At 62.3% G+C, this 13,405-nt stretch carries 15 protein-coding genes; 7 read left to right on the top strand and 8 right to left on the bottom strand.

Annotated elements, in window-relative coordinates:
- Positions 1-175: 175 nt before the first annotated feature.
- From B9C99_RS24845 to B9C99_RS24825, 5 genes are all read right to left on the bottom strand, one after another.
- Positions 176-1,117 (bottom strand): energy-coupling factor ABC transporter ATP-binding protein, encoded by a 942-nt coding sequence (locus B9C99_RS24845; RefSeq protein ID WP_253250197.1) that lies wholly within the window; start codon positions 1,115-1,117, stop codon positions 176-178.
- Positions 1,114-1,866 carry a cobalt ECF transporter T component CbiQ gene (gene cbiQ, locus B9C99_RS24840; protein WP_088899716.1) on the bottom strand — a complete coding sequence of 251 codons (753 nt, stop codon included), beginning with the start codon at positions 1,864-1,866 and terminating at the stop codon, positions 1,114-1,116. The genes B9C99_RS24845 and cbiQ overlap by 4 nt, the downstream gene beginning before the upstream one ends.
- Positions 1,867-1,903: 37 nt before the next feature.
- Positions 1,904-2,257 (bottom strand): energy-coupling factor ABC transporter substrate-binding protein, encoded by a 354-nt coding sequence (locus tag B9C99_RS24835; protein ID WP_088899715.1) that lies wholly within the window; start codon positions 2,255-2,257, stop codon positions 1,904-1,906.
- Entirely contained in the window at positions 2,244-2,957 is a 714-nt protein-coding gene (locus B9C99_RS24830; RefSeq protein ID WP_088899714.1) for an energy-coupling factor ABC transporter permease, read from the bottom strand. Before B9C99_RS24830 ends, B9C99_RS24835 begins: the two co-directional genes overlap by 14 nt.
- Before the next feature lie 242 nt (positions 2,958-3,199).
- Positions 3,200-4,282: an AAA family ATPase gene (locus B9C99_RS24825; RefSeq protein ID WP_253250196.1), complete on the bottom strand. Its 1,083-nt coding sequence runs from the start codon at positions 4,280-4,282 to the stop codon at positions 3,200-3,202.
- A 442-nt stretch (positions 4,283-4,724) separates the two neighbouring features.
- On the opposite strand from B9C99_RS24825, the gene B9C99_RS24820 reads away from it, so the two are divergent.
- Positions 4,725-5,762, top strand: a complete 1,038-nt coding sequence (locus B9C99_RS24820) for an aliphatic amidase (protein WP_088899712.1) — start codon at positions 4,725-4,727, stop codon at positions 5,760-5,762.
- Between the two features lie 117 nt (positions 5,763-5,879).
- Positions 5,880-6,974 (top strand): substrate-binding domain-containing protein, encoded by a 1,095-nt coding sequence (locus B9C99_RS24815; RefSeq protein ID WP_088899711.1) that lies wholly within the window; start codon positions 5,880-5,882, stop codon positions 6,972-6,974.
- A gap of 111 nt (positions 6,975-7,085) precedes the next feature.
- Here the strand turns inward: B9C99_RS24815 and B9C99_RS24810 are convergent, their stop codons facing one another.
- Positions 7,086-7,463, bottom strand: a complete 378-nt coding sequence (locus tag B9C99_RS24810; RefSeq protein ID WP_088899710.1) for a MarR family transcriptional regulator — start codon at positions 7,461-7,463, stop codon at positions 7,086-7,088.
- Between the two features lie 387 nt (positions 7,464-7,850).
- Between B9C99_RS24810 and B9C99_RS24805 the strand changes: the two genes are divergently transcribed.
- The 4 genes from B9C99_RS24805 to B9C99_RS25725 all read left to right on the top strand — a co-directional run bounded on the left by B9C99_RS24805 (position 7,851) and on the right by B9C99_RS25725 (position 12,011).
- A complete protein-coding gene (locus B9C99_RS24805; RefSeq protein ID WP_088899709.1) occupies positions 7,851-9,395 on the top strand; it encodes a tubulin-like doman-containing protein in 1,545 nt (514 codons plus the stop codon).
- Positions 9,392-9,709 (top strand): hypothetical protein, encoded by a 318-nt coding sequence (locus B9C99_RS24800; protein WP_088899708.1) that lies wholly within the window; start codon positions 9,392-9,394, stop codon positions 9,707-9,709. The genes B9C99_RS24805 and B9C99_RS24800 overlap by 4 nt, the downstream gene beginning before the upstream one ends.
- Before the next feature lie 12 nt (positions 9,710-9,721).
- Positions 9,722-11,431 carry a tubulin-like doman-containing protein gene (locus tag B9C99_RS24795; RefSeq protein ID WP_088899707.1) on the top strand — a complete coding sequence of 570 codons (1,710 nt, stop codon included), beginning with the start codon at positions 9,722-9,724 and terminating at the stop codon, positions 11,429-11,431.
- A gap of 199 nt (positions 11,432-11,630) precedes the next feature.
- Positions 11,631-12,011 (top strand): hypothetical protein, encoded by a 381-nt coding sequence (locus tag B9C99_RS25725; RefSeq protein WP_143543606.1) that lies wholly within the window; start codon positions 11,631-11,633, stop codon positions 12,009-12,011.
- A 27-nt stretch (positions 12,012-12,038) separates the two neighbouring features.
- On the opposite strand, the gene B9C99_RS24790 is transcribed toward B9C99_RS25725, so the two are convergent.
- On the bottom strand, positions 12,039-12,326 hold the full coding sequence (locus B9C99_RS24790; RefSeq protein WP_088899706.1) for a hypothetical protein: 288 nt from the start codon (positions 12,324-12,326) through the stop codon (positions 12,039-12,041).
- A gap of 162 nt (positions 12,327-12,488) precedes the next feature.
- Positions 12,489-12,743 carry a helicase associated domain-containing protein gene (locus B9C99_RS25720; RefSeq protein ID WP_143543605.1) on the bottom strand — a complete coding sequence of 85 codons (255 nt, stop codon included), beginning with the start codon at positions 12,741-12,743 and terminating at the stop codon, positions 12,489-12,491.
- 6 nt (positions 12,744-12,749) lie between these two features.
- Here B9C99_RS25720 and B9C99_RS26000 point away from each other — a divergent pair, with 6 nt between their 5' ends.
- Entirely contained in the window at positions 12,750-12,911 is a 162-nt protein-coding gene (locus B9C99_RS26000; protein WP_172415081.1) for a hypothetical protein, read from the top strand.
- Positions 12,912-13,405: the final 494 nt, after the last annotated feature.

Here is a 13,405-nt window from a genome sequence, read left to right as displayed (position 1 = left end):
ACCTGCTCAAGCAGAACCGTGCTGTGGCAACGCGATACGACAAGCTTGCGGTCCGCTACACCGCCACCGTGCGTATCGCCGCGATCAATCAGTGGCTGCGATCAGCCACCTTTTGAAACACGGCCTAGGTGGAAGCCCGCACTGAACGCTTTCGCTATCACGTTCGAGGGCAGGATCACCCCGAGTGAGAACTAAACCCATGCGCCAGAACCGGATCCACCGGAGAACTGACAGGCCCTGCCCCCTCCGGTGTGAACTGCAGCTGCCAGGCGGTGTTGCGCGACTGTAGCAGTTCGGCGATGTGCTGTGCGCATTCGTCGGTGTTTCGTGGCACGGAGCGGGGTAGTTCCACCTCGCGTGCGTGTAGACGGTCCCATAGCTCGATCAGCCAGGGGGGCCGCAGCCGTGCCGCGGTCATGACGTTGCCATCGCGCAGTATCTCGTCGGGGGGTCCTTGCCGAACGGCGCCTCCGTGTACCACGGCTACGGAGTCGGCCCATTCGTAGGCCAGGGCGGTGTCATGAGTCGACAAAACGACTGTGGTGTGGTTTTTTTCGAGCTTGTAGAGTGCTTGGAACATTTCCTCGACTCCTGCTGGGTCAAGACCGGCTGATGGCTCATCGAGCAGCAGCACGCAGGGGCGCATAGCCATCGCGCCTGCAATGGTCACGCGTTTGCGCTCTCCGTAGGACAGTTCGTGCGTCGGTCGGCTGGCGAGCGGTTCGATGGACAGCAGATCAAGCGCCTCGGCGACCCGTTCGCTTATTTCTGACCCGTCCAAGCCGAGATTGGCCGGTCCGAACGCCACGTCATGGACAACATCAGCCGAGAACAGTTGGTCGTCGGGATCTTGCAGCACGAGTTGAACGTCCTGCCTGTGCCTGCGTAGTCCGCGTCGGGTGTGCCTAAGCGGTACACCGTCGACTTCGACGGTGCCGCTGGTGGGTTCGAGCGAGCCGGCGAGAATCTTCAGGAGTGTCGTCTTCCCTGAGCCGTTGGCACCCAGGATCGCCACCCGAGACCCGGGTGGTATGTCGATCGTGGCGCCGGCGAGAGGTTCGGTGCCGGAGGGATAGGAATAGGATATTCCCTTTGCGCACAACGATAGATGGCTCACAGCAATGTTCCTTCCAGGAGGGACGCTCCAGCAATCGCGCTGAACGTCACCACACAGGCGCCGATGAAACGCCAGTTCACCGCCACTGTATTGAGCGTCGGCATCGAAATACCGAAGTCACGTCCTGCAAGCCCCATCTCCAATCGGCGTGCCTGTGTCCAAGCTCGTGTGAGCACGGCCGCGGTGAGCAGACCCGCCGAATTGAGGGTGCGTCTGGGGGTCGAGTATCCGAGGCGCGAGGTCTGTGCTTGTCGGATCACCGAGACCGATTCGAGTAGAACGAATACGAGTCGGTACATAACGGTGACCACGTCGATGCAGGGTCCCGGCACTCCGAGTCGACGGAGCGATGCCATCACCGTGGTCAGCGGCGTCGTCGAGGCGAACATCAGCATCGCGATGGATGCGGTCATTGCCCGGGCGCCCAGTGCGGCTGCCTGCACGATTCCTTCTTCGGACACAGACAGGTGCCAGTTGTTCAAGTCCACCGTGAGCATCGTCGACGCGGCCGCGATGAGGATGAACGCCGCGGGTCCGCGGGCGCAGCGCAGCACGTGTCCTAATTGGATGCCGGCCGGCCGGATCGTTGCCAGGCACAGTGCCAGCAGCAGTGGAATGGTCGGCCAGGGCGGTAGCACCACTGCAAGTGTGGTGACCCCGCCGTACAACGCCGCTTTTTCGGCGACGGTTTTCTGCCGCCACGGGCTTCGCCAGGCGACTGTGTCGATTCGTGCTGCGCTCGAGGACATTGCGTTCCCTTCGGTGGGGGCATCGCTGGTGTGATGATCAATCCTCTGCTGTGGCGGCCGTCGGCGCCGGAGATGTCGCAGACGGCCCCGATTCGGTGCGCCGGCGTTGCCATAGTGCGCCGACAGCGAAGCCGAACACCGCAGCCCCGACGGCGGCCTGCACGGCGAACAGGCCCGACTCGATCTCCCCCGATCCGGGGGTGAACACCGGGGAGAACCAGGGTTGGTACTCGGGGTTGGCGTCTTCGATGTATTCGGTCGCGGCGGTGTCGGTACCGACGAAACTCGCGTCCTCGTCCAGATCACGGTTGAGCCAGATCGAGGCGACGAAGATGAGGGCGATCGCGATCACCAGTGATGCGGTCGTGAGGGCGGACTTATGACGCAACATAGCTGTCCTTCGTCTGGGTCTGGGCTTCTGCCCGGTTGCGGCGCGTCAGTACGCTCAGGCCTGCGAGTTCCGGGCCGGCGATCCTGCGCAGTGTGCGGAAGACCAGGACTCCGAGCAGTCCTTCGATAACTGCGAGCGGAATCTGTGTGAGCGCGAATACCGAGAGGAACTTCACCAGCGAACCTCCGATTCCGCTGGTTGCGTCGGGAAATGCGATGGCCAACTGCAGTGAGGTCGTGCAATAGGTGGCGAGGTCGGCGCAGAACATCGCGGCGAAGATGCCGACGCTGACAGGAGCGTTGAGGGTGCGGAGCCCGCGCCATGCGCCGTATCCCACCCAGGGGCCGATGATCGCCATGGAGAAGACGTTGGCGCCGAGGGTGGTGAGACCACCGTGAGCGAGCAGGAGTGCTTGGAAGAGCAGCACTACGGTGCCCATGAACGCCATCACCGGGGGTCGGAACAGCACGGCCCCGAGGCCCGTTCCGGTGGGATGGCTCGAGCTTCCCGTCACCGACGGTAGTTTGACGGCCGAAAGAACAAAGGTGAAGGCTCCGGCTGCACCGAGGAGTAGGCGCGTTTCGGGTTTCTCCCGCACTTGGCGCACCACCGCTGTGGCACCGTGAACAACGAAGGGTGCGGCTGCTGCCGTCCATGCTGCCGCTTGTAGAGGCGGTAGAAATCCTTCCGCGATGTGCATGTCTACAGGCTCCTTTCGGAAGAATATGAGTACTCGCGCCCCGAGCTGCCGATATCTGGGCGGGCCGGGGTGAGCCGATCAGGGATCTGACCCTCGCTACTGCCAAAATCGGCCCGGTCATGGACCGGCTATGTGTAGTCGCTGCTCGAACTGTGGAACCGAGGGATCGCGCCGGGCGGTGAGGTGACAGGCCCTGCGGTGTCGAGAGGAGCCGATCAGGGTGGTATGGCGCCGCCCCGAGGTCAGAATGCGTCGTTCCTGCACTTGACGGCGATGATTGTTTCGCGGTGGACCGAGGTTGCGATCCGGAAGGGTCGGTCCTGCAGGTCCGAGTTGACGACGAGGTCGGCGATGGGTGCATGCAGCTGCGTGCGCACAACCCTCTTGAGATTACGCGCACCGTAGACGGGGTCGAATCCTTTGTCCGCCAAGAACTCGCAGACGGTGTCGTCGGGTTCCCATTCGATACCGTTCTTGAGCAATTGTGTCCGCAGACGCGCAAGCTCGTGATCGACGATCATCCGGGACTCGTCTCGGCCCAGCGGACGGAACTTGACGATCTCGTCGAAGCGGTTGAACAACTCGGGGTCGAAGAAGTTTTCCACCGCGTCCATGACAGGGTCGTGGTCCGCAGCGAGCCCGATGCCGGCGGCGCTTTTCACCGTATTCCATACAGTGCGCATGGTCATCGAGCCGGCGCGTGCTTGTCGGGCTAGCTCGTGGGATCCGAGGTTTGAGGTCAGGACGATGATCGAGTTTCGGAACGAAATGCTCGAGGTTCCCGAGGCGAGGGTGAGGACACCGGTGTCGAGAATTTGCAGCAGTGACCGCAAGACGGTCTTGTGGGCCTTCTCCACCTCGTCGAACAGGACGATTCCAGGTCTGGAGATGTTGCCTTCGACCAGTTCCCGGTCGAAAAGGGTGAACTGCTCCTTCGAGCCGGAGTACCCCGGGGGAGCGCCGGACAACGACGCTGCGTAGTGCTCCTGTGCAAGTGAGTTCATGTCGATCCGACAGAGCTTGTCCGGATCTCCGGCCACTTCGGCCGCTATCCGTCGGGCCAGTTCGGTCTTTCCCACACCCGTCGGGCCGACGAAAAGCAGCGACGCTATCGGGCGGTGCGGGTCGCGAATACCGGCGGCAGCAATCGTGAGGGCACGCACCACCGAGGCAATTGCGTCGTGCTGGCCCAGGATTGCTTGCTGGAGGTTCTGGGACAGCTGTTGAGGGGACGCGCACCTGCCCATGGCGAACTGCCGGGGGGCCGGTCGTGCGACATGCCTCGAGTTCAGATCGTCGACTTTTTGAGACAGGTAGCCGGACATCGAGATTACTCCTCCTTGTGATCAGCACCGGCGTGGCGCGCATCCACACGTGTATCGGTATTCACATCAGGCGATCTGTGTGCCGGTCTGGGTTGCTACTGCCGGATGGACGATCTCGGAGGTACGCATCGATGCCGTCTCCAACCAGATGTCATTCAGGCACCCGAATCACTCGCCGCACAGACCGCGACGGGGCGTGCACCGAGGCATTCACGGCCGAACACATGAACTCTTCCAATCGGAAGCATATGCTACTGATACCAGCATCTCCATAGCGATGACAACCACCCAACCTGCGATTTCTCGCCAACATTCGCCCGATCGGCCAGATTTAACAGTCAGGAAACAGTCATTCCTCTAGTGTGGAGTTACTTTCAGATGGAAGTAATCTCGCCCCGCGGATGGGGCACAGTACCCGCTCAACGAGAGAGGTCCCACTCAAGTGCGACACGGAGACATTTCATCGAGCCCGGATACCGTCGGCGTCGCGGTCGTCAACTACAAGATGCCGCGCCTGCACACCAAGGCCGACGTCCTGAAGAACGCACAAGCAATCGCGGACATGGTCGTCGGGATGAAGGCCGGACTTCCCGGCATGGACCTGGTGGTCTTCCCCGAGTACTCCACCATGGGAATCATGTACGACCAGGACGAGATGTACGCGACGGCGGCAACGATCCCCGGCGACGAGACAGCGATCTTCTCCCAGGCCTGCCGCGAGGCGAAGACCTGGGGAGTCTTCTCGATCACCGGCGAACAGCACGAGGATCATCCGCACAAGCCCCCGTACAACACCTTGGTACTCATCAACGACGAAGGCGATATCGTCCAGAAGTACCGAAAGATTCTGCCGTGGACGCCGATCGAAGGCTGGTACCCCGGAGATCAGACCTATGTCACCGAAGGCCCGAAGGGCATGAAGATCTCGCTGATCATCTGCGATGACGGCAACTACCCCGAGATCTGGCGCGATTGTGCAATGAAGGGCGCCGAACTGATCGTCCGCCCTCAAGGCTATATGTATCCGGCCAAGGACCAGCAGGTTCTCATGGCCAAGGCGATGGCGTGGGCGAACAACTGCTATGTGGCCGTGGCGAACGCTACGGGCTTCGACGGCGTCTACTCCTACTTCGGCCACAGCGCCATCATCGGCTTCGACGGTCGCACACTGGGCGAGTGCGGCGAGGAAGAGTACGGCATCCAGTACGCGCAGCTGTCCCTGTCCACCATCCGCGACGCCCGCGCCAACGACCAGTCCCAGAACCACCTGTTCAAGCTGCTGCACCGTGGCTACACGGGCGTCCATGCTGCCGGCGACGGCGACAAAGGTGTGGCGGAGTGCCCATTCGAGTTCTACCGGAACTGGGTCAACGACGCCGAAGCCACCCAGCGTCAGGTCGAATCGATCACCCGGGAGACCATTGGCGTCGCCGACTGCCCGGTGTACGATCTCCCCACCGAGCGAACGATGAATGCCTAGCGAATCGTTCTGGTGCAGGTCGCGCTGGGTACGGATAGGGCAACGTCGCTCTGCATGTGACCGTACAACTGCAGCCTTCGGCCCAGAACGCCGCTTCTCACCGGTGGAGGAACGCGCATGTCCCGCGCGGATCAGATCAAGATCGGCTTGGTGATTCCCGAAAGTGGTCCCTCGGGAATCTTCGGCCCATCGTGCGCAGCAAGCGCCCAACTGGCAGTCGAAGAGATCAACTCCCGGGGAGGAATCCTGGGACGCGAAGTTGTGGTGTCGACCATCGACGGTGGCACAGAGCCGGTCACGGTGGCCAACCGTGTCCGGACTCTGTGCCACGAGCAGGCGATCGACGCGGTCGTCGGCTGGCACACCTCGGCGGTCCGACTCCGGGTAGCAGCCGCGATAGGGGGCCAGATCCCCTACATCTACACCGCCCTCTACGAAGGCGGAGAGTCCACACCCGGGGTATTCCTCACCGGCGAGATACCCGACAAACAAGTCGTTCCCGCCCTGAACTGGATGGCAACCCACCACAAGGTCCGCCGCTGGTACGTCGTCGGCAGCGACTACGTCTGGCCCCACGAGACCCTGTCGCAGATCATCGACAGATGCGTCGATGGAACCCGCCCCACCATGAGCGCCGAGATCGTCCTGGCCGGCGCGCGGTTCCTGCCCCTCGGCGCATCGAACTTCGATGACGTGCTCGACGCAATCGAGACCTCCTCCGTCGACGGGGTCCTGGTGCTACTTCTAGGACAGGACGCGGTCCGGTTCAACCGGGCATTCGGTGAACGGGGACTGCACCGGGACATCGTGCGGTTGAGTCCACTCATGGACGAGAACATGCTTCTCGCCACCGGAGCCGAAAACGCTCTCGATTTGTACTCTGCCTCAGGGTATTTCGAATCTCTTGCAACCGGCCACAGCATGGACTTCGCGAACAGTTACTTCGGCATGCACGGGATGTCGGCGCCCCCGTTGGCATCACCGGGCGAATCCTGTTACGAGGGCATCTCTTTGCTCGACAAGCTGGCACACCAGGCCAAAGCACTCGACGTCGGTGCACTCGTCCACACCGCGGACACCATCCCGATCGACTATGAAAGTCCTCGTGGGATGGTGCGTTTCGTCGACAATCACTTGGCTCAGGATGTCTACATCGCACACGCAGACGGATTGGACTTCGATATCGACGCTCGTGTCGCTGAGGTCGTCTGACTGGCGGTCACGTCCGCACGGCAAGGCGAAACACACCACGGCGATCGGCACGGCGATCGGAAGTACTCCAGCCAGAACGGAACCCAGGACAGCAGTCGTACGAGGCGTACGTTAGTGGTCCTCCGGTGCGTTCAACGCCTGCAGCGCGTTCAGCTGTGCATCCGACCATCCCAGCTCGGCCATGAACCGGGCTTCGATCTCGCGCGCCCGCTGCGACGCGGTGGCGTGGACCTCACTGCCGCGCAGCGAGGCATGAACCAGCGTCCGACGACGATCGGTGTGATCGACGAGCCTGAACACCAACGCTTTCGACGCCAGGCGATCGACCAGCTTGGTCAACGTCGGAGCCGGGATGGCAAGCCTGCGCGCAAGATCGTTCATGGCAATACCGTCGTGCTGCACGATCAGATCGAGCAGATAACAGGTGTCGGCCGTCAAGTCGAGATCGTTCAGCGCATGATCGACCTGCCGGCTCAGTGCACGCGACACCGCTGCGAGCGAACCCCCGACCAGGGAACACGCATCCCCCGAGATCCGAGCACTTCCGTGTGACACGTCCGCGTCAGGCAAGGCCGATCCTCTCTGGTCGTACCGATCTGTGGAACGGGAAAGAACTGGAAAACCTACCCCATTGCAGGGTAACCCATACCCCCTGCGGGACAACCGCACCCACCGAAAATCACCCTTACCAAGATCGTTACACGGATTTTTCACAGACTTACTTTACAATGACAGTATCTGTCGTAGTCTCTACACTTGCGTGCTGCAGATCAGCAATACGTATCTGACCAGTGCATATGCCGTCGCTCATCGAAGCGCATCACGGGACAACCACGCTCTGAGCCTGGTATATGGACCGTTTGAAAGGAATCACGAATGTCAGGGCTACATTCACACGACCACGGGCACAGCCACACCGCATGTGATAGCGAATCGGCAGGCTACGCCACAGACAAGGTTCGACTCGAAGCGCTCATCACCGACAACGTCCACCGCATCGGTGAGCACGAAGGCCCGTTCTCGATCCACACCGTCGGCATCGGAAAGACCGGGGCGAACATCGTCGAAGCACTGGTGAAGCAGTACTCCGAAGGCGGTGTCGCCACCGCCGGGACCACGAACTTCACCGGCCTGGCGATCGACATCGGAGATACCGAACTGGCCGGAGTTCGAGCCGCGGCCGACACCACCGACGCGCGCGTCACAGTACGCACGGTCGACCTGCCGGCACTCGACAACAGCAACCTGTTCGCCGGCCTTCGCCGGTACCGCGAATTCCTCAAGAACGAGTATCCGCGCTACTACTGGAACCCCAACTACGAGCCCTGGCTGCCGAGCGACCTGGAGGTCCCGAGCGCCGGTGAACACTTCCCCCGCGCAGTATCCAAGGGCATCTACGGTGTCGAGTACTACACCGGCGGCGAAGTCGCCGACGCGCTCGACGAGTTCGCCGAAGGAGTGCTGAACAGCTCGGAAACTCCGCTGGTGATCGTCGCCTTCTCCATGGTCGGCGGCACCGGAAGCGGCATCGTCGTGGAACTGGCCCGACACCTGTCCAACATCCGCCTCGGTCGCCGCGCCCTGGTGCTCGGCCTCGGCGTACTGCCGGCCGACGCCGACCCGGACGAGCTCAAGGACGGCCGCGCATTCGTGGCCATCAACGAACTGGACTGCATGGTCGATGCCGACAAAAACAACGGCGTCATGACCGTCTGGGGCGATCTGTACAAGAACCCGTTCACAGCGGGCTTCTTCGCCGTCCCCCAGAACGCGGTGATAGCCACCTCCAACAGTCTCGGCGAGGCACACCGTAAGATCGACACCGGTGTCGCCGAGTTCGTCCTCCGGGACGGCGGCACGCATCTCTACGAGTCGATCAAAGCTCTGAACTGGATGAACGTTCCCGCCGACGCGTGGCACCCGGCCACCCGCGGTGATCAGACCGACAAATGGATCAACCTGCTGGCAGTCGGTGTCAAGGCCGGCAACCCATTGATCACCGGGGAGCTGCGCTCCGGCGCGACACCGGAATTCGCCGAAATCCGCTCCTTCGGGGCCGACCCCTCGGCAGTCGAGGTCTCGGCCAAGGCACTGACCGAGACACTCGCCCCACAGGTCGGCCCCTCACAGCTCGCCTTCGACGCCACCGGCGATAACGCTGTCGTCGCGTTCGTACCGCGGCTGAGCAAACTCGACCTGGCCTCGTTCGTCCCTTCCCGCGACCGTTACGACCAGCTCGGCTGGGAAGAGAAACTGATGCGGCACGCCTGGCTGCTCGACCTCGGTGTCCTGCTGTGCGAGCCGTCCACGCGTTTCGAAGGCGTCGGCGGCGAGTGCCTGCTCGGGTGCGCGTGCTGGGTCGTGGTGCCCCACGCCGCCATCCGCGGTGAAGTACCCGAGGAAGCGATGGTGGCGTCATGACCTCGTCTTCTGTCCAGGAACTCGACTGGGACCACGTCGTCGAGAAATACCGCGACGGCGCCGCAGTCGAGACACTGCCCGGCGGCGCAGCCATCACGGTCAGCGGCGCCGACGCCGACAAGATCTACGTCAAGCACCGCCTGTGGACCGCCGAGCTCAATCGAGCCAACCTCCAGCGAGGAGTCACCCTCGTCAACGAGGGCTTGATCTCGCGCAACGCCAATCAGTTCATCGACAAGTACCGGACCCTCGTCGCCGACGAACGTCCCACTGTGGCAGCCACGGTCCTGAAGGACCTCGGATACCTCGACTAGGAAGACACCTCAATGGCACTATCGCTGTACCACAGCGCCACCGGTAAGCAGGCGCCTCACTGCATCAACGTCGTCGGTCTCGGCAAAGCAGGTGCCCAGCTGATCGACGCATTCCTCCGCACGGGCGAGATCGAAGATCTCCTCGAAGACCCCCGCGCTCGGTTCACGGCGTTGGCCGTCGACATCGGTGACGGCGACATGCGCCAGATGCAGCAGTACGCCGCCTCCTTCCGCGAGCGCCTGGAAAGCCGCGGCATTCCTGCGGACAGGGCACAGATAAAGACGTTGAACCTGGAGGTCCCCACCGCCGAGGATCTGGTGTCCTCGGTCTCGCGGATCCCCGAATACCTCGGACGGGAGTTCCCCCGCTTCGAGTGGAGCGGTGCCGACTCATCCCCCACCGTCAACTGGATCGCGCCCGACACGGCCATGCCGAACCCGGACAAGCACTACGAAGCTCAGCTCGAGGTGCCCTCGACCGACGAACACGTATCCCGCTCGGTGGCCAAGGCGATCTACAACCGCGCCTACTACGAAGGCGACCGGCCTGCGTATCAGGCACTGCGCGAATTCGCCTCGAGCATCGACGACACAGGGCTGCCGTGCCTGGTCTTCGTGGCCTTCGGCGTCGGTGGTGGCACCGGAAGCGGCATCGTCGTCGACCTCGCCCGCCATCTGACCACCGGGGCACTGGGCCGTCGGGTGCCTGTCATCGGCGTCGGTTTCCTGCCGTGCTCCGGGGATCCGGAGTACCGGCGCGGCGCGTCGGTGTACACCACACTCAACGAGATCGACTGCATGCTCGACGAGTCGAAGAATGACAAGATCACCGCGATTTGGGGTGACATGTACAAGAACCCGTTCACCGGTGGGTTCTTGGCGCTGCCGCAGGAACAGTCCTGGGAGCGGCTGTTCCGCTACACCACCATCAAAAAGGGTGTGCGGCCCGAAATCCGCCGACAACAGGCACTGCACGTCACCAACAAGTTCGTCGACGACTCGTTCGCCCGCTATGTCGTCCATGACTACGGCCGAGAGATCTTCCGCGTCCTGCGTCCCGCCGGCTTCACCGGCGCCCCGCACGAGACGGTGAGCTTCGGGGCCCGCAACTTCACCATCTTCAACGTAGCCAAGCTCATGCATCCCGGCGTCGAAGTCGTGCCCGGCGAACCGATGAGCAAGTGGCGCAGCGCCATCAGCGACTGGGTGGGCTACCTGCCGAAGTGGATGGGCCTGAAGGACGGCTTCAAGACCGATCACATCGAGGCCCACACATACTCCGCCCGCGGCAAGTGGAACGGCACACTCCAGAAGCAGCTGGAAGACGTACTGTCCCAGTACCTGCTACCCGGCGAGGACGGCTATCTCTACACGACCGAGAGCGAGTTCTTCGACGCGCTGACCCTGTACACCAACGTCATCATCCCCGGGGTGGCGAAGACCGACCTGACCGCGTTCGATGAGGCGAAGAAGCTGTACGACACGACCCCGGAGCCCAACCGGGTCGCGTTGAGTTCCTCGCTTCTGGAGCTGGGAATCGTACTGTCGGAACCGTCCGAGCAGTTCGAGGGAACGATGGGCCAGGCCCTTCCCGGTGCCCCCGGTTGGAACACGCGCATCGCAGCATTGTCGTTCTACGGTAAGGACGTGCCCCGCACGGCCGTCGACCACACTCGTGAGGTGATGGCTGAGGTCGTTCCCACCGTCGTGCCGACGCCGTGACCTGACCATCAGATCACAGCAATCGTGTAGGAACATGCGTCGAGACGGAGTCGCTGCTGCCACAGCAGTACTCCGTCTCGACGCACCGGGCGCAAGAAACGACGAATCGGTGGCTACGGATTCTCACGCGCACTGGTCGACGATGTTCTCACAATGGATACGGAGGGTACGTGCTACCCACTATTCGATACGGGAATCGGTGGCGCAAGAGTCCGGGGATGCCCTGCGCGCAGAACGCGTAGCGATTCAGGTCATCCAGCACATGGTTTCACGTCCTGCCATTTTTCGGCATCGAGGGAAGGAATACGACCGGCGAGTATCGGCCCTGACCGAGCTGTTCACCGCTTCCTACGACAACTCCGCCACCTGCCATCTGCCCAGCTGGGAACAGCTTGCACAGCATCTCAACCACATGCCAGAGGGTTTGAAGATCGTACATATGGCTGTGGCCGTATGCGGAAAGACAGTCTCTGAAGCGGCCTCCGGAACAGAATTGACCAGTGCCGATATCCCCAATCTCCTGGCCGATCTCGAAGAATATCTGTCTTTCGGCCAGACCACTCCGGAAGGAAGTCACTAGAGCATCGCGTGCACCCACCCGACCCACTCAGCGTCTCGAGATGAACTCCCGCGCAGTCACTCCACTTTGACATTCGATACCGCACACACTTCGTTCGCCACCCGACGCGTCCGCACAGAACTCATCGAGGTGGTTGATGCCGGCATCACCGTCCGAACGTTTCGTACCGCCGATGCGCGGACAGCCGAGCTGGGCACGATCAGCATGCTCAACTCGATTGCCCGGTGACATCACGAGGGCAGCGAAGCGGCACAGGTTGCCGATGATCTCGTCGAGATGGCAGTGCGCATCGTTCAAGGCGACAACCTCGACCATCAACCACCCACAGGGAGGCATGTGCATCTCGAGTGTGCGTTTCGTAGGTTTGTAGCCTACGAGATGCACACTATTTGGAACGCTGGTGTCGTTGGTCGGATTCATATGGAACGGCGCCACCACTGAATCCGCCCCTACCGCACCGATGCCGGACCAGGGTGTTCAGTGCGCCAAGGCTGCAGACTGCCGGGTAGAAGGCCCTCGCCTGGCGGTGCGTGGTCCGCGCGGCCGAGGAGTCGGTGAGATGCCGAGAAGTTCGAGGACAGCTTGCTCGTCGGCCGGGAGCTGACCGTCGCGCCACTTGCGGACCTTGCGGTAGAGCCACTCCCCTACGGGCTCACCCTCGTCGGAGAGGTAGGTGCTCGGAATCTCTCCGGTACCGTGCTTTTCGCGGTAGGCAGCGATCTCGAGCAACATTCGGCGATGCTTGCTGTCGAAACCCGCGGGACGAGGGGCTTTCCAGTCGAATCCGATCGCGTCGAGCTCGGCCTCGCGATCTACGGGAAGGATACCGAGGGCACGGGCGATGCGGTGCCGGTCCGCCCAGCGTCCGAGGTGAAATCCATCCTCGGCCAAAACATGTGAATCCCTGTCGGTGTTGTTCGCATGCTTGTGGTAGCGACGTACCGCCGGCGACAAGGCGGCGGTGGGTCGAAGTCCTCGACGAGCGTGGGGAGCTGCGCAATCCGGCATTCGCATGGGTTCAGTATGCCCACCGAAACTGCCGCTCACACCCCTTGGCGGCAGGATGAGCGACCTGCCGAGCTTGTCTGCCGTTGACGTAGGCAACTCAACGCCACCGAGCGCCAAACCGCCCGCCCCTACACCCACACCCAGGCGCAGCCCCCAAGTCGACCACAGACCGGCGCTGCCAGCGTGTGGGCACCATCCGCACCCGCGTGGGCCATCGAGACCAGGCTCGCATCAAATAAACCACGCAAAGCCACGTCGATGTCAACGGCACCTGAATTTTGACCCCTTTCCGGCATCTGAAAATTGACCCCCCTGGGTCGGTGGTGGTGGTTAATCTTCGGCGGTTCGGCCGGTAGGAGTGCGGCCGAGATCTCGGCCCTTGAGCC

Origin of the sequence: Rhodococcus sp. BUPNP1, from assembly GCF_002215235.1 — a bacterium.
In the GTDB taxonomy this organism is placed as follows: Bacteria; Actinomycetota; Actinomycetes; order Mycobacteriales; family Mycobacteriaceae; genus Rhodococcus.
This window is presented reverse-complemented; position numbering and strand designations above follow the sequence as displayed.